Source organism: Streptomyces sp. NPDC056527 (assembly GCF_042794475.1).
Lineage (GTDB): Bacteria > Actinomycetota > Actinomycetes > Streptomycetales > Streptomycetaceae > Streptomyces.
This window is the reverse complement of the sequence record NZ_JBHTTQ010000060.1, coordinates 15,075-30,968: the sequence shown is the minus strand read 5'-3', so window position 1 is coordinate 30,968 and position 15,894 is coordinate 15,075. Positions and strand designations below refer to the sequence as shown.

At 72.1% G+C, this 15,894-nt stretch carries 10 protein-coding genes and 1 pseudogene; 7 read left to right on the top strand and 4 right to left on the bottom strand.

The genetic code is table 11. The features are described from left to right. Window positions 1–45 precede the first annotated feature (45 nt). Both ACFQ7Q_RS25080 and ACFQ7Q_RS25075 read left to right on the top strand, forming a co-directional pair. Entirely contained in the window at window positions 46–3,420 is a 3,375-nt protein-coding gene (locus ACFQ7Q_RS25080) for a pyruvate carboxylase (RefSeq protein WP_383558932.1), read from the top strand. 379 nt (window positions 3,421–3,799) lie between these two features. Continuing rightward, on the top strand, window positions 3,800–5,902 hold the full coding sequence (locus tag ACFQ7Q_RS25075) for a SpoIIE family protein phosphatase (protein ID WP_383558915.1): 2,103 nt from the start codon (window positions 3,800–3,802) through the stop codon (window positions 5,900–5,902). A gap of 51 nt (window positions 5,903–5,953) precedes the next feature. On the opposite strand, the gene ACFQ7Q_RS25070 is transcribed toward ACFQ7Q_RS25075, so the two are convergent. Next, a complete protein-coding gene (locus ACFQ7Q_RS25070) occupies window positions 5,954–7,018 on the bottom strand; it encodes a substrate-binding domain-containing protein (protein WP_383558913.1) in 1,065 nt (354 codons plus the stop codon). 211 nt (window positions 7,019–7,229) lie between these two features. Between ACFQ7Q_RS25070 and ACFQ7Q_RS25065 the strand changes: the two genes are divergently transcribed. Then, the gene (locus ACFQ7Q_RS25065) at window positions 7,230–9,680 is read left to right on the top strand and encodes a polysaccharide lyase 8 family protein (protein ID WP_383558912.1); all 2,451 of its coding nucleotides are present in this window, start codon (window positions 7,230–7,232) and stop codon (window positions 9,678–9,680) included. A gap of 217 nt (window positions 9,681–9,897) precedes the next feature. Beyond that, complete coding sequence (locus tag ACFQ7Q_RS25060; protein ID WP_383558910.1) at window positions 9,898–10,674, top strand: hypothetical protein; 777 nt, start codon at window positions 9,898–9,900, stop codon at window positions 10,672–10,674. 380 nt (window positions 10,675–11,054) lie between these two features. On the opposite strand, the pseudogene ACFQ7Q_RS25055 reads toward ACFQ7Q_RS25060, so the two are convergent. Both ACFQ7Q_RS25055 and ACFQ7Q_RS25050 read right to left on the bottom strand, forming a co-directional pair. Continuing rightward, window positions 11,055–11,321 (bottom strand): annotated as a pseudogene (locus ACFQ7Q_RS25055) (ATP/GTP-binding protein); the annotation flags it as partial. 69 nt (window positions 11,322–11,390) lie between these two features. Next, window positions 11,391–12,050, bottom strand: a complete 660-nt coding sequence (locus ACFQ7Q_RS25050; RefSeq protein WP_383558909.1) for a response regulator — start codon at window positions 12,048–12,050, stop codon at window positions 11,391–11,393. Window positions 12,051–12,173: 123 nt separating this feature from the next. On the opposite strand from ACFQ7Q_RS25050, the gene ACFQ7Q_RS25045 reads away from it, so the two are divergent. The 3 genes from ACFQ7Q_RS25045 to ACFQ7Q_RS25035 all read left to right on the top strand — a co-directional run bounded on the left by ACFQ7Q_RS25045 (window position 12,174) and on the right by ACFQ7Q_RS25035 (window position 14,857). Continuing rightward, window positions 12,174–13,373 carry a sensor histidine kinase gene (locus ACFQ7Q_RS25045; protein WP_383558907.1) on the top strand — a complete coding sequence of 400 codons (1,200 nt, stop codon included), beginning with the start codon at window positions 12,174–12,176 and terminating at the stop codon, window positions 13,371–13,373. Then, a complete protein-coding gene (locus tag ACFQ7Q_RS25040) occupies window positions 13,370–14,026 on the top strand; it encodes a response regulator (protein ID WP_383558905.1) in 657 nt (218 codons plus the stop codon). Before ACFQ7Q_RS25045 ends, ACFQ7Q_RS25040 begins: the two co-directional genes overlap by 4 nt. A 423-nt stretch (window positions 14,027–14,449) precedes the next feature. Next, window positions 14,450–14,857: an ATP-binding protein gene (locus ACFQ7Q_RS25035; RefSeq protein ID WP_383558904.1), complete on the top strand. Its 408-nt coding sequence runs from the start codon at window positions 14,450–14,452 to the stop codon at window positions 14,855–14,857. Between the two features lie 151 nt (window positions 14,858–15,008). Here ACFQ7Q_RS25035 and ACFQ7Q_RS25030 read toward each other — a convergent pair whose 3' ends face one another. Further along, window positions 15,009–15,812 carry an endonuclease I family protein gene (locus tag ACFQ7Q_RS25030; RefSeq protein ID WP_383558902.1) on the bottom strand — a complete coding sequence of 268 codons (804 nt, stop codon included), beginning with the start codon at window positions 15,810–15,812 and terminating at the stop codon, window positions 15,009–15,011. Between the last annotated feature and the right edge of the window lie 82 nt (window positions 15,813–15,894).

The window sequence follows — 15,894 nt, the reverse complement described above, 5'->3', positions numbered from 1 at the left end:
TGTCGGCGACCCGTTGCTCATCACCGGCAGGGTGAAGGGATCATGATGTTCCGCAAGGTACTGGTGGCCAATCGCGGGGAGATCGCGATTCGCGCGTTCCGCGCGGGCTACGAACTGGGTGCGCGCACGGTCGCCGTCTTCCCCCACGAGGACCGCAACTCTCTGCACCGGCTGAAGGCCGACGAGGCGTACGAGATCGGTGAGCCCGGACATCCGGTGCGGGCCTACCTCTCCGTGGAGGAGATCATCCGGGCGGCCCGCCTCTCCGGTGCCGACGCCGTCTATCCGGGGTACGGATTCCTGTCCGAGAACCCGGAACTGGCCCGCGCCTGCGAGGAGGCGGGCATCACGTTCGTGGGCCCGAGCGCGCAGACCCTGGAGCTGACCGGGAACAAGGCGCGAGCCGTGGCCGCCGCCCGGGAGGCGGGTGTGCCCGTGCTCGGTTCCTCGGCGCCCTCCACCGACGTGGACGAGCTGGTGGCCGCGGCCGAGGGCATCGGCTTCCCGGTGTTCGTCAAGGCCGTCGCCGGCGGCGGCGGTCGCGGCATGCGGCGGGTCGAGGATCCGGCGATGCTGCGCGAGTCCATCGAGGCGGCGGCCCGCGAGGCCGAGTCCGCCTTCGGCGACGCGACCGTCTTCCTGGAGAAGGCCGTCGTCGACCCGCGCCACATCGAGGTGCAGATCCTCGCCGACGGCGAGGGCAACGTCATCCACCTGTTCGAGCGCGACTGCTCCCTGCAGCGGCGCCACCAGAAGGTGATCGAACTCGCGCCCGCCCCGAACCTCGATCCGGAGGTGCGACAGCGCATCTGCGACGACGCCGTGAGGTTCGCCCGTCGGATCGGCTACCGCAACGCGGGCACGGTGGAGTTCCTCCTCGACCGCGAAGGCAACCACGTCTTCATCGAGATGAATCCGCGCATCCAGGTCGAGCACACGGTGACCGAGGAGGTCACCGACATCGATCTGGTGCAGTCGCAGCTGCGCATCGCCTCCGGCGAGACCCTTGCCGACCTCGGCCTGGCGCAGGAGTCCGTCGTCCTGCGCGGTGCCGCCCTGCAGTGCCGGATCACCACCGAGGACCCGGCCAACGGCTTCCGCCCGGACACCGGCATGATCAGCGCGTACCGCTCCCCCGGAGGCTCCGGCATCCGGCTCGACGGCGGCACCACCCACGCCGGTACGGAGGTCAGCGCCCACTTCGACTCGATGCTGGTCAAGCTGACCTGCCGGGGCCGGGACTTCGGGACCGCCGTCGACCGGGCCCGGCGCGCGGTGGCCGAGTTCCGCATCCGGGGCGTGTCCACGAACATCCCCTTCCTGCAGGCCGTGCTCGACGACCCTGACTTCCAGGCGGGACACGTCACGACGGCCTTCATCGAGCAGCGGCCGCACCTGCTCACCGCGCGCCACTCCGGCGACCGCGGCACCAAGCTGCTCACCTACCTCGCCGACGTGACCGTGAACAAGCCGCACGGCCCTCGGCCCGAGCTGATCGCCCCGGCCGACAAGCTGCCGGCGCTGCCCGCCGGCGAGCCGGCCGCCGGCTCCCGGCAGAGGCTCCTCGCGCTCGGCCCGGAGGGCTTCGCGCGGAGCCTGCGCGAGTCACCGACCATCGGTGTCACCGACACCACCTTCCGCGACGCCCACCAGTCGCTCCTCGCCACCCGGGTCCGGACCAAGGACCTGCTGGCCGTCGCCCCCACGGTGGCGCACAGCCTGCCGCAGCTGCTGTCCCTGGAGTGCTGGGGCGGCGCCACGTACGACGTCGCGCTGCGCTTCCTCGCGGAGGACCCGTGGGAGCGCCTCGCCGCCCTGCGCGAGGCCGTGCCGAACATCTGCCTGCAGATGCTGCTGCGGGGTCGTAACACCGTGGGGTACACCCCGTATCCGACCGAGGTGACCGACGCCTTCGTCCAGGAGGCCGCCGCCACCGGCATCGACATCTTCCGGATCTTCGACGCGCTCAACGACGTCGACCAGATGCGCCCCGCCATCGAGGCCGTACGGGAGACCGGGACGGCGGTGGCCGAGGTCGCGCTCTGCTACACGTCCGACCTCTCCGACCCGGCGGAGAAGCTGTACACGCTGGACTACTACCTGCGGCTGGCCGAGAAGATCGTCGCCGCGGGGGCGCATGTGCTGGCGGTCAAGGACATGGCGGGGCTGCTGCGTGCCCCCGCCGCGGCCAAGCTCGTCTCCGCGCTGCGCAGTGAGTTCGACCTGCCCGTGCACATCCACACCCATGACACCGCCGGCGGCCAGCTCGCCACGTATCTCGCGGCGATCCAGGCCGGGGCGGACGCGGTGGACGGCGCGGTGGCCTCCATGGCCGGTACCACCTCTCAGCCGTCGCTGTCGGCGATCGTCGCCGCGACCGACCACTCCGACCGGCCCACCGGCCTCGACCTGCAGGCGGTCGGTGACCTGGAGCCGTACTGGGAGAGCGTCCGCAAGATCTACGCGCCCTTCGAGGCGGGTCTGGACTCGCCGACCGGGCGCGTGTACCACCACGAGATTCCCGGCGGGCAGCTCTCCAACCTGCGCACGCAGGCCGTCGCGCTCGGCCTGGGCGACCGTTTCGAGGACGTCGAGTCGACGTACGCCGCCGCGGACCGGATGCTGGGCCGGCTGGTGAAGGTCACGCCGTCGTCGAAGGTGGTGGGTGACCTCGCGCTGCATCTCGTGGGCGCCGGGGTGGCGCCCGAGGACTTCGAGGCGGCACCGAACCGCTTCGACATCCCCGACTCGGTCGTCGGCTTCCTGCACGGCGAGCTGGGCACGCCGCCGGGCGGCTGGCCGGAGCCGTTCCGCAGCAAGGCGCTGGAGGGCCGCGCCGGCCCCAAGCCGATGCGGGAGCTGACCGCGGAGGACCGCACCGGCCTGGCCAAGGACCGGCGCGCGACGCTGAACCGCCTTCTCTTCCCCGGCCCGACGAAGGCGTTCGAGACGCACCGTCAGGCGTACGGCGACACCAGCGTGCTCGACAGCAAGGACTTCTTCTACGGGCTGCGCCCGGGGAAGGAGTACGCCGTCGACTTCGGGCCCGGTGTGCGGCTGCTGATCGAGCTGGAGGCCATCGGCGAGGCCGACGAACGCGGCATGCGCACCGTCGTGTCGACCCTGAACGGCCAACTGCGGCCGATCCAGGTACGCGACAACGCGGCGGCCGCCGACCTCCCGGTGACCGAGAAGGCCGACAGGTCCGATCCCGGCCATGTCGCCGCGCCGTTCGCGGGCGTGGTCACGCTGGCCGTCGCCGAGGGCGACGAGGTCGAGGCCGGTGCGACGGTGGCCACCATCGAGGCGATGAAGATGGAGGCCGCGATCACCGCCCCGAGGAGCGGACGGGTGTCCCGCCTGGCCATCACCAGGATCCAGCAGGTGGAGGGCGGCGACCTCCTCGTCGAGATCGGGTGAGGCGCGTGTCGTGAGGCGGCCGGGACACCGAGCCAGGTGTCCCGGCCTCCGCCTGCCCTGAGGACGTGCGGACGCCGGCGCGCTCGGGCGAAGACGGCCGGCTTCGCGTCCGAGGACGAGGACGCGGACGCGGACGCGGACGCGGACGAGCCGGACGACGAGCGCCGGCGGCCCCGGAGGGACGTACGCGCCGCCGCTCGACCCGCTGGAGAGTGCCCGATCGTGATTCCGTGGGACCGGATCTCGTACGGGGGCACCGCGCGCCGGCCGGGTCTCCGTGATGTCCGAACCACGGAGCGCGGGCAGAATTGACGTGAGCGTCCCGCTCCGCCGGTGGGCAACGCACTCGCCTTTCGTCCGTGCCCGGAAAGGGGGCCTGGTGTCCTCGCCTCGACCGGGGGGTCGGCCGGGGGACGAGCAGGCTCCCGGGCCTCTCTGGTCTGAACCCGGGACGCTGCTGGAGCACGTGGCCGTGGCCGTGCTCGGCATCGACCAGGAGGGCAGGATCTGCTACTGGGGGCCCGGTGCTCAGCGGCTCTTCGGCCACGAGGCCGCGGACGTGCTGTCCCGGCCCGCCGCCGTCCTCTTTCCCGCCGCTCCCCTCGACGGCACCGGTGCGGCGGAGCGCCTCGCGGAGCGCGGCCGCACGCTGGGCTACTGGCGGACGCGCGTACCGACGCTGCACCAGGACGGCAGGGTCTTCGACTGCGGGTTCCGGGTCTTCCCGGTGACCGGAGCCGAGGGCGACTCCGTCATCCTCGGGCTGGCGAGCGAGAGCGAGGGGCTCGACCGGGTCAAGACCAACCTCGCCTTTCTCGACGCGCTCTTCGAGACGTGCCCGATCGGCCTGGTGATGCTCGACGAGAACCTGCGCTACGTCCATCTCAACCAGGCCCTGGCGGACATGGACGGGATCCCGATCGAGGACCACATCGGGCGGACCACGGAAGAGTTCATGATCACGTCCGACGGGGGCGAGTACCAGCGCATGCTGCGGGCCGTCGCCGACGGGGGCCGGCCCGTCGTGAGCACGCTGGTCGTCCTGCGTACGCCGGGCCGCCCCGACCGGGACCAGGTACGCTCCGTGAGCTTCTTCCCCCTCAGCCAGGCCGTCGGCACGCGGGCCGGCCTGGGCGGTCTCCTCGTGGACGTCACCGACCGTGAGCAGGCCATCGTGGAGGCGGCGGCCGGGCGGCAGAGACTGGCGCTGCTGGACCGGGCCGCGAACCGCGTCGGCACGACGCTGGACGTGAACGTCACCGCCCGCGAGCTGGTCGACGCGGTCGTTCCCGAGTTCTGCGACGCCTCCGTGGTGGAGGTCGTGGAGTGGAAGGACGAACGCGAGGTGTTCGATCCGGAATCGGTACTGGTCACCCGCCGGATCGCGGCCGGTACGTGCCTGCCGCCTCCCGCCCCCGAGCTGGTCGGCGGCCTGGAGACCGTCACCTACCCGCCCGGCTCCACCATCCACGAGACCCTCATGACGGGCCGGCCCGTCTGCGTCCCCGTGGACGCCGACTTCATGACCAGGACGGTCATCCACCGAGCCCGCACCCGGCTCCTGATCGACAGCGGTCTGACGTCCCTGCTCATCGCTCCGCTCATCGCGCGGGGCACGGTACAGGGCATCGCCATGTTCGGCCGCTCCGGTGGCCGCCCGGTCTTCACGCGGCAGGACCTCAGCCTGGCGGGCGAACTCGCCTCGCGGGCCGCGCTGTGCCTGGACAACGCACGGCTCTACAGCCGGGTCCAGGACATCGCGCTCACCCTCCAGCGGGAGCTGCTGCCCACCGCCCTGGCGAACAACCCGTCCGTGCGCGTCGCCCACCGTTACCTGCCCGGAAGTCACGCCACGGAGGTCGGCGGCGACTGGTACGACGTGATCGACCTGCCGGGCGGCCGTGTGGCGCTGGTGGTCGGCGACGTGATGGGGCACGGCGTGCCCGCGGCGGCGGCGATGGGTCGCCTCCGCATCACCGCGAAGGCACTGGCCCGCCAGAACCTGGAACCCGACAGTCTCCTCGGGGAGCTCGACGCCTGCGCCCAGGACGCCGGCATCGCCTACGCGACCTGCCTCTACATCCGCTACGACCCGACGACGGGCCTGGCCCGCATCGCGAACGCGGGCCACCTGCCACCGCTGCGCCGTAGGGCGGACGGCACGGTCGAGTCCATCGACGAGGTGCTGGGGGTGCCGCTCGGCGTCGGCGACGTGCCCTTCCGTACGACGGAGATCGAACTCCACGACGGTGACACCCTCGCGCTGTACACCGACGGCCTGGTCGAGGCACGCGGCGTCGACATCGGCGAGGGCATGGCGGCGCTGCGGACGCAACTCGCGGGCGCGACCGGCACGTTGGAGGAGACGGCGGACGGCATCCTGGCGCGTCTGCTCCCCGGCGGGTCCACCGACGACGCCGTGATCGTCCTCGCCCGGATCCGGCGTCGAGACCCCGGACCCGGGCCGGGTGACCAGGACTGAGGCCGGGCCCGGTCGGGCTGTTCGACGTCGGGGCGGCGACGCGCGGCCTCGTCAGCCTCCGCTGGACGAGCGCACCCGCAGCCGCGGAAGAACGAACAACCGGTGCCGGGGCGCGTCGGGCTGCTGGAGTCTGCGCACCAACAACTCCACGGCGGAAGCGCCGACTTCATGCTTCGCCGGGGCGACGGCGCTCAGCGGGATGTCGGCGAGCCCCGCCACCTCGTCGTCGTACGCCACGATCGCGACATCGCCGGGGACCTGGACGGACCGCGCGCGCAGCCGCCTCAACAGCGCGAGGGCCTCGTTGTCGGGATGGGCGATGACGGCGTCGACGCGGCCGGCCGCGGCGGCGTCGAGCAACTCCTCGACCGGGCTGTCGCACTCCGGACTCCCGGGGCCCGCACCGGCGGTGCCCAGGACGCACGTCGCAAGAGGGGCTTCGAGCCCGGCGGCGCGCACGCCGGCCTCGAAGCCCTCGATGATCCACTGCGCGGTCGGGCTCGTGCCACGTACGAGCAGCGCGAGGCGGGTGCGACCCGCCTCCGCGAGATGACGCACGGCCAGACGCGCCCCGTGGACGTGGTCGGACACCACATGGTCGATCCCGGCCGTCTCGTCGGCCTCTGGCCTGCGCTCCACGATCACGACGGGGACGGGCAGTTGCTCGTACCAGCCACGCGGGCCCGTCGGCACCACCAGCAGCCCGTCGATGCCGTCGGCGATCATCCTCTCGACCTGTGCGCGCTCCTCGTCCGCGTCGTATCCCGAGATGTCCAGCACCAGTCGGGCGTTCCGCGAGGCCGCGGCCTCGCGCGCGCCCTTGATCACCTCGGGGTAGTAGTAGTCGGCGGACGGCACGATCAGGCCGATCACGCGCTCCCGGCCCCGGGCCGGTGCGACGGGATCCCCGTCGGCGGGTGCGGTCTCCGCCCAGGTCTCGGGGAGCATGGCGCCGCCGTGCACCCTGGCGACCAGACCGCGGTCGGCGAGGACCTCCACGTCGCGGCGGATCGTGACCGGGGAGACGCCCAGCTCGGCGGCGAAGTCGCTGACCCGCAGGGAGCCCTCTTCCCGCAGCCGGCGCAGGATCGCCTGGTGCCTGTGTTCCGCGTGCACTTCCCCGCTCCCCTCGTACGACATCCCAGTTCAGAAGGAGTGTAGCCACCTTGAGATCGATTCTGTCGGTTTTCTATCGAATGGACAACCAGGGGCCGTTCCTGTCCAAACCGTTGCCCTTTTGGTTGTCTGCGTGTTAGAAACCCCCACGCTTACGAGCCAGCGACAGCGCCGAGGCAACGACGCGCTCCTCCCGTAAAGGTCGTCTCCCATGCCATCTCCCTGGCGTCGCCGCACATTCCTCCACGCCGCCGGTGGGGGCGCGCTCGCCCTCGGACTCAGCGGAACGCTCGCGCACCCGTCCCACGCCTCGGAAGTCCTCGGCTCCGGCGACACGTTCGACACATCCGCCACGGCGTCCGACGCGGAGTTCGACGCGCTGCGCGGCAAGTGGCGCGACCTCGTCCTCGGTACGGGCTTCAGCCCGACCGCGGAGCCCTACCGGACCATCCTCGGCAACCTCGGCACGACCGCGGCCGGCTACCGGACGACCATGGCCCCGGCCGTCGGTTCGCTCTGGCCCGGCCGCTCCTGGACCGACCCGGAGCCCGATCTCGACGCCGAGTCCTACGCCTTCTCGGCGACCATGAACGACAGCTACAACCGGCTGCGCACCATGGCCGAGGCGTACTCCCAGCCCGGCACCGGACTGACCGGGGACGCCGGGCTCCGTGACGCCGTCCTCACGGGCCTCGACCACCTCTACTCCGAGGTCTACAACGAGAACACCGCACGGTACGGCAACTGGTACAACTGGCAGATCGGCGCTCCTCAGGCGCTGATGGACACCTGCGTGCTGATGTACGACCACCTGTCGGACACGCAGATCGCCGACTACTGCCGCGCCGTCGACGCGTTCGTGCCGGATTCGGTCTTCGCCTCGTACACGGGCACCAGCACCGGCGCCAACCGGGTCGACCTCTGTCGCGGAGTCATCCTGCGCGGGATCGTCGGCAAGGACCCGGCCAGGATCGCGCTGGCGTCCCAGGCGCTGGCACCGGTCTTCCCCTACGTCACCTCGGGCGACGGCTTCTACGACGACGGATCTTTCGTCCAGCACCGCAACGTCCCCTACATCGGCGGCTACGGCGCGGTGCTGCACGACGGAGTGGGCCGGCTGCTCGCCCTGCTGCGCGGGTCGAGCTGGGAGGTGAAGGACGCCGGCACCCAGCTCTTCCTCGACACGATCGAGAAGGCCGTCGCGCCGTTCATCTACAACGGTCTGATGATGGACAACGTCAGCAGCCGGGGCATCAGCCGCATCGGCACCAACGAGCACCAGCGGGCCCACGGCCTGATGGCGACCATCCTGCTGGTCGGCCAGGGGGCGAGCCCCGAGGAGAACGCCCGCTGGCGGGCGATGGTCAAGGGCTGGCTGCAACGCGACTACCACTACCCCGCGCTCAAGAACCCCGGTCTCAGCCTGATCAGGGCATCGCTCCTGCAGGCGCTGCAGGACGACACCTCCGTCAAGGCCGCCCCCGAGCCCGTCGAGCACCGGCTGTTCCACAACATGGCACGAGCCACCCACCGTCGTCGCGACTGGGCGGCCTCCGTCTCCATGGCCTCGAACCGCATCGCCCACTACGAGTTCGGCAACGGCGAGCACGCCCGTGGCTATCACACCGGCGCCGGGTGGCTGTCCTGGTGGGGCAGCGACTTCGGTCTGGAGCAGTACTCGGACGCCTACTGGCCCACCGTCGACCCGTACCGCCTGCCCGGTATCACCGCCTCGCGCAAGCCGCTCGCCGACGGCGAGGGCGGCAACTGGGGTCAGCCCATGCCGGACGCGGCCTGGGTCGGCGGCACCACCGACGGCGAGTACGCCGCCATCGGCCAGCACCTCAAGGGCATCTCCAGCACCATGGATGCCAAGAAGTCCTGGTTCTGCCTCGACGACTCCGTCGTCTGCCTCGGCGCCGGTATCACCTCCGCCGACGGCCACGCCGTCGAGACGACCGTCGACAACCGGGCCCTCGGCGCCGCCGGAGCACCGGTCCTCACCGTCGACGGCAAGGCACAGCCCCTCACGCAGGGCTGGACGGCCACCTTCGACGGCGCCGAGTGGGCCCACATCGCCGGGCAGGCGGGCTATGTCTTCCCCGGCGGCGCCAAGCTCAGCGCGGTACGCGAGGAGCGCACCGGGTCCTGGCGGGACATCAACACCGGCGGCTCCCCCGACCCGATCACCCGCCGCTACCTGACCCTCTTCACCGACCACGGTGTCGATCCGGCCGACGGCGACTACGCCTACGTCCTGCTGCCGGGCGCCGGCGCCAGGACCACGGCCCAACGCGCCTGCGACCGGGGGTGGTTGCGGATCCTCGCCAACTCCGGTGCCCAGCAGGGCGTCCGCGTCCCGAAGCTGGGGCTCACCGCGGTGAACTTCTGGACCGCGGGCACCGTCGAGAGGCTCCGGGCGAGCGCACCCGCCTCCGTCCTCGTACGGGAGCACCGCAACGGCACGGCGACCATCGTCGTCTCGGACCCCGCGCGGCAGGCCACCTCGCTGGACATCGTCTGGAACCGCAGGGTGAGCAAGGTGCTCTCCAAGCCCGTCACGGTCACCGCCGCGACCACAGGATCGTCGCTGAAGCTGACCTTCGGCGACCTCAGCGGCCAGGCCGGCGCACCGCAGAAGGTCACCGTCCGCCTCGGCTGACACCAGGCCGGAGGTGCCTGTCCCCGGCCGGGCGCAAGTCCGAGGCAGGGGCGGCGCCTCCGGGACGGTGGCCGACGGCTCCGTCGCCGAACAATCGACTCGGCTCCCCCGCCGACGTCGTCGTCCCCGCGCCGCTCTCCCGAGGTCCACCCTCCCCCCACCACTGCCAGGGTGCGCACCTCTCCCGGGTCCCGCTCTCCCCCCACCGGAGGAACCCATGCGTCACGACAACGCCCGAAGCGCCTCGCTCTCGGACGCCGGCAGGTCCCCCGCCGACCGGCAGGCGCCGCCCCGGCGGCGCAGGCGCCTGCTGACCCCCACGGCGCCGGCCGCGGCACTCTCGCTCGTCCTGGCGACACCCGCGCATGCGACGGTCGAGTGGGACGGCGACGCGGACAACGGAGGCACCGCGGTGTTCGCCTCGGTGCTGTGCGACTCCCCGTCGTACGTGTACCAGCCGGACTGGGGCGACGGCCGCGGGAAGATCTTCGGCTTCACCAAGGCGGTGGGCTCCGAGCGTTGCGAGGGCCACGGCATCGCCGGCCGCACCCTCACGTCCGGCAGGACGTACTGGTTCGGCTGGGAGTCCATGACCAAGACCGGCAACGCCCAGACCGTCTTCCAGTGGAAGTCATGGGGCACCGGTGACGAGCACGATCAGAACTACCCGGTGATCATGAAGGTCGAGGACAGCCGGCTGAAGATCTGGTACGTCGCCCCGGGCGAGCAGTGGATCTCCGTCGGCAGCGTCGCCTGGACGCCGGCCACCTGGAACAAGATCGAGCTGGGCATCGACGCCCAGACCTCCACGAGCGGTTCCTTCGCCCTGTACGTCAACGGTCAACTGGTCGTCGACCGCCGGAACGCGCGGACGTGGGATCTCAAGGGCAACGTCCCCCGCTGGGGCTCGTACGGCTCCACGATCGTCGACGTCGAGTCCGTCCACTGGGTCGACGGCCTGAAGATGGGCACGACGCGGGCCGACGTCGACTGACCCACGGGCTCCGGACGCCGGAGCCTGCCGACGGTTGGTGAGAACGGACCAGGGAGGGTGAGTGCCGCCCACGCGCGGGACCGTCGGCCCGGCCTAGCGTGGACGGAGCGGGGCGATCCCGCCCCCACCCTCTTCCGCCTTCACCGAGGACTGATCCCATGCCCATGCAACCCTGGTTCCCCGATGCCAAGTTGGGCCAGCTCCCACAGAGCCGTCCAGACCTCGGCGTCCGCCCTGCGCGGAGCGCGCGGTGCCACCGCGATGGCCCGCAGCAGAAGCTCCGTGAGGGCCGGTGTCCGCGCCCCCGCGTCCTGGCCGGGGCACCCGGCGCCGACTCCGGGTGCCCCGCACGTTCGGATCCCGTTGCCGGGGGCGGCGTCTCATCCCTGGCGGCCCGCCAACTCGACCAGGGAGGTGAGGACTTCCTTGCCCGACTCCCGCTCCCGCGCGTCGCACAGGACCACCGGTGTGCCCGGGTCGAGGTCGAGGGCGTACGCGACCTCCTGCGCGGTGTGGTCCCGGGCGCCGTCGAAGCAGTTGACCGCGACGACGAACGGGAGCCGGCGGCGCTCGAAGTAGTCGATCGCCGGGAAGGAGTCCACCAGTCGACGGGTGTCCGCGAGCACCACCGCGGCCAGTACACCCCGGGGACGGTGGGGGCCCCGCCTCTCTAAAGTGGGGTCCGGCCCCTGACTTTCGACAGGCGGGAGCCGGGGTCAGGCGTCGTCGGTGGACAGGCCCGTGCGGTACGCGATCCGGGCGGCCTCGACGCGGTTGGACACGCCGAGCCGCGCGAGAAGCTGGGTGACGTGTGCCTTGACCGTGCCCTCGGTCATGCCCAGTTCGGCCCCGATGTCCGCGTTGGACAGTCCCCGCCCGAGCAGCCGCAGCACGTCGAGCTGGCGGGCGGTCAGCGAGGCGACCCGTGGGTCGTCCTCGGCGGTCGTGCCGCCCCCGTCGCGCGTGGTGAGGTCGATGACGTGGCCGGTCACCGTGGAGCCGAACGCCGCGTGGCCCTCGGCGACACTGCGCAGGGCTCCGAGCAGATCCGCCGGTGGGGTGTCCTTGACGAGGAAGCCGACCGCTCCGGCCGCGAGGGCCTGCTCGACGTACTCGTCCTGGCCGAACGTGGTGAGGATCAGGACGGCCGGCGGCGACGGCAGTTCCCTCAGCCGTCGGGTCGCGGTGATCCCGTCCATTCCGGGCATCCGCACGTCCATCGCCACGATGTCGGGGAGCAGGCGACGTGCCTGGTCGACCGCGATGTGCCCGTCCCACGCCTCCGCGATCACGCGCAGGTCCGGCGCGGCGTCGATGATCGCCCGCAGCCCGTCGCGTACGGCCGGGTCGTCGTCCGCGACGAGGACCGTGATCATGAGCTGATCCCCATGGCCCCATGCTCGCCCGGATCGCGGACGCGGGCGACGCGACGGACCGGACGGGTGAGGGGCGGGACCGCTCGCCGTGCCCGAGTCACCCTCGCTGACTACCGTGGCGACATGGCCGCTACGCCGCTCTCCCGCTGGCCTCCGCGGCGCGTCGACGCCCTGGTCACCGCGGTGGTCGTCGCGCTCGGCATCGCCGACTCCTGGGTGAAGCCGTCCAGCGGTCTGCTGACCGGTCTGCCGACTCCGGTGATCGCGGCCTGTTCGGCGGTGGTCGGCCTGAGCCTGTGGTGGCGCAGGCGATGGCCCCATCTGGTCGCCGTGTTCGTGACGGTCATGCACGTGGTGTCCTTCACCCCGGTGGCGCTGGCCGCCGCGATGTACACCGTCGGCAGCCTGGACCGGCGGCTGAGGGTCCTCTTCGCGTACGGCGTCGCCGGGTTCGTCGCCGGTCTGGCCGGGCTGCGCGGAGGGCTGCCGAACGCCGGGATCCGGGAGGCCGCGTACTCACTGGCCGCGATCGTCGGACCGCTGGCCGTCGGGTACGCGGTCGGTGTACGGCGCGATCTGACGGCGGCCGTGCAGGCCAGGGTGGCGGTCCTGGAGCGCGAGAACCGGCTTCTGGACGAGCGCGCTCGTGCGGAGGAGCGGGCCGAGATCGCCCGCGAGATGCACGACGTGGTCGGCCACCGGGTCAGCAACATGGTGCTGGCCGCCGGTGCCCTGGAGTCGGGCCCGGCCGCAGAGGTGCCGGAGGCGGCCCGTACGGCGGAACTGATCCGGTCCGACGGCCGGCAGGCGCTGGAGGAACTCCGCGAGATCCTCGGCGTGCTCGCCCCCTCCCGGATGACGGCCGGAGAACCGACCGGGGCGGCGGCGGGCGTACGGGCCGCGGTGCCGTCCGGGCCGGACACGGAGGAGCTGTCCGACCTGGTGGCGCATGCCCGCGACCGCGGACAGGAGGTGGAGCTGCGGGTGAACGGCCATCCGGAGATCCTGCCGCTCCCGATGCAGCGCGCCCTGCACCGGATCGTGCGGGAGGCGCTGACCAACGCCGCGAAACACGCTCCAGGGGCGACCGTGCGGGTGGACGTCGCCTGCCGAGCCGACGGCGTGCACCTCGATGTCGCGAACTCGGCCCCGACGCGTCCCACGTCGCCCGATCTGCCCAGCGGCGGGCACGGAGTCGTCGGCCTGACCGAGCGTGTCGCCCTGCTCGGCGGCACACTGACCGCTGGGCCGCGCGACGGCGGCTTCCTGCTCTCGGCCTTCATCCCCCACAGTCGGGGAGCATCCTCACGAGGAGCACCATGAGCATCCGGGTCCTGATCGCGGACGACAACGAGATCACCCGGCGCGGACTGCTGTGGATCATCGACGCCAGCGGTGACATCGAGGTGTGCGGCGAGGCGGCGGACGGGGAGGAGGCTCTCGTCCGGACCGAGGAGAGCGGGCCGGACGTGGTGCTGCTCGACATCCGGATGCCCAGGGTCGACGGCCTGGCCGCGCTCCCCCGGCTGCTGGCGCTGCCGAGGCCGCCGAAGGTGCTGATGCTCACCACCTTCCACGACGACGAGCAGGTACGGACGGCGCTGCGTGCCGGGGCCTCCGGGTTCCTCCTCAAGGACACCCCGCCCGACGAGCTGCTGCGCGCGATCCGCGACGTCCACGGCGGCCGGGCGGTCCTCGGCCCGCCGGTCGCCAAGCGCCTGGTGGACGGCCTCGCCCACAGCTCGGGCGGGCTCGCTCCCGAGGAACAGGGCCGGCTCGACTCGCTCACCGCTCGCGAGCGCGATGTCCTCCGACTGCTCTCCCGGGGGCTCACCAACAGCGAGATCGCGACCGAACTCGGCACCACGGAGGGGACGGTCAAGGGGTACGTGAGTGCCGTGCTGGCCAAACTGGGCGCGGACAGCCGGGTCCAGGCGGCCCGCGTGGCCTACCGGGCCGGCCTGGACACGGACTGACGGGTCCCGGTCTCCGGTCTTGGTATCCGGCCCCGGTCCCGGCCTCACTCTCCGGTCGGGTCTCCGGTCCGGCCCCGGCCTCAGTCTCCGGTCCTGGGTCTCCGGGGCGGCTCACCGCCGCGTCGTGGGAGCGTCGCGCGGCCGGGCACCGCCTCGACCGTGGCGATCGGGCGGTGCTCGGCGGTCCCCACGGGTCAGCTGTCGGCGGCCGTGCTCAGGGCGTCACGCGAACGTCGGGCCGAAAGCCGAGCCGACCCCGACCCCCTACTTTCGTCACCTCGGACGCCGACGATGGGCACCCCGGCGGGCTCGGATGCGCCGGGACGATGGAGTAGTGGCGCGGCACCGCCCTCCTCCTCCCCCTCCTCGGCAGGGCGGCGCCGCCCCCCGCCCGTCAGGGCACACCGAGACTGGGAGTTCATCGTGAACGCACACAGCGGCATCGCCGTCCTGCCCCGCCACCCCCGCGCCGCCGCCGACGCCCGCCACGTCCTCGGCCGGATCGCCCCCGAGGGCCACGACGAGGTGGACATGGCGGCCCTGCTCCTGAGCGAGGTCGTCTCGAACGCGGTCCGGCATGCGGAGGGACCCGCCATCGAGATCGCCGTCGGCTACGACCGGGGTGCCGGTGTGGTCACCGGAGCCGTCTTCGACACGAATCCCCGCATGGGTTCGGGTGTCCGGTCCAGCCGGGACGAGGCGGACACCGACGAGACGGAGCTGGAGACGGGTCGTGGGCTGGATCTGCTGGATGCGGTGGCCGGGGCCTGGGGCGTGGCCACGGTCGGCGACCAGGGCAAGTGGGTCTGGTTCCAGGTCCAGGCGGCCTGACCCAGGGGGCGCCCGCGGACCCGGTCGACGGGACGGCGACCGCTGTGGGGACGGGCCGCGGGGGCGGGCCCTGGGGGCGGGCCTGTGGGGCCCAAGGGGGCGCGCCGAGCTTCGCGCTCGGGGCGGGAGCTCGGCGCACGTCGGGGTCCGTCTACCAGATCGCCTCGACCCACTCGGGGTGGTCGATGAACGGGTTGCGGTTGCCCTGGTAGGTGCCGTGGATGATGTCGTTGCGGCGTTCCTCGAAGGCGCTCGGCGGGTCCTGCTCGTTCCACTGCTTCAGGACCGAGAGGCGGCCGTGGAAGCGGACGCTGCCGTTGGTGGTCGACTCGTTGGGCTCCAGGTCGGCCCAGGCGTCGTCCCCCTCGTAGCGGACGGCCATGTAGAGGATCATGCGGGCCACGTCACCCTTGTCCGCGTCGCGCGGCTCGAAGGAGTTGGAGTCCGTGTAGCTGCCGGGCGCGCCGCTCACCGCGCTGCCGCCGTTGTCGAAGTCCTTGTTGCCGCGGATGCTGTTGACCTGGACGTCCGCGGGGCGCAGGTGGTGGAGGTCGGTGCCGGGGCCCGCCGAGGTGCCGAAGTTGCCGTGGGACTGGGCCCACACGTGCTCGCGGTTCCAGTCGCCCACGTCGCCGCCGTTGAGGGCCTTGCTGCGCGAGGTGCCGCTGTACAGCAGGATCACGTTGCCGCTGTTGTTCGGGTCCTGGTCGGTGACCTTCAGCGCGTTCCAGACCGCGTCGTACGAGATCTTGCTCTGGCTGCTGATGATCGTGTGCAGCGAGGACTTCAGGCTCGTTCCGGTCTTGCCGATCGCGTTCTTGTAGTACGTGCTGTCGTACGCGGTGGTCGTGGCGCTCGCGGGGGGCGCGGTGACCGCCGGAAGGGTGAGGCCGAGGATGACGGCGCCTACGGCTGCCGCCTTCGCCTTCCATCTGCCTATCTGTACAACGGACATGGGGGGTGTCCTTTCCTGGGGACGGCCGTGCCGGGACGGGATGGTGCGGCTGAACGGCGTCGCGATCTACGCGTGTTGACTT

Bases quoted from the DNA above. Each gene is read 5' to 3' on its own strand.
- ACFQ7Q_RS25045 (WP_383558907.1), top strand. From the start codon at position 12,174: ATGGCCGCTACGCCGCTCTCCCGCTGGCCTCCGCGGCGCGTCGACGCC.
- ACFQ7Q_RS25080 (WP_383558932.1), top strand. From the start codon at position 46: ATGTTCCGCAAGGTACTGGTGGCCAATCGCGGGGAGATCGCGATTCGC.
- ACFQ7Q_RS25030 (WP_383558902.1), bottom strand. From the start codon at position 15,812: ATGTCCGTTGTACAGATAGGCAGATGGAAGGCGAAGGCGGCAGCCGTA.
- ACFQ7Q_RS25040 (WP_383558905.1), top strand. From the start codon at position 13,370: ATGAGCATCCGGGTCCTGATCGCGGACGACAACGAGATCACCCGGCGC.
- ACFQ7Q_RS25060 (WP_383558910.1), top strand. From the start codon at position 9,898: ATGCGTCACGACAACGCCCGAAGCGCCTCGCTCTCGGACGCCGGCAGG.
- ACFQ7Q_RS25050 (WP_383558909.1), bottom strand. From the start codon at position 12,050: ATGATCACGGTCCTCGTCGCGGACGACGACCCGGCCGTACGCGACGGG.
- ACFQ7Q_RS25065 (WP_383558912.1), top strand. From the start codon at position 7,230: ATGCCATCTCCCTGGCGTCGCCGCACATTCCTCCACGCCGCCGGTGGG.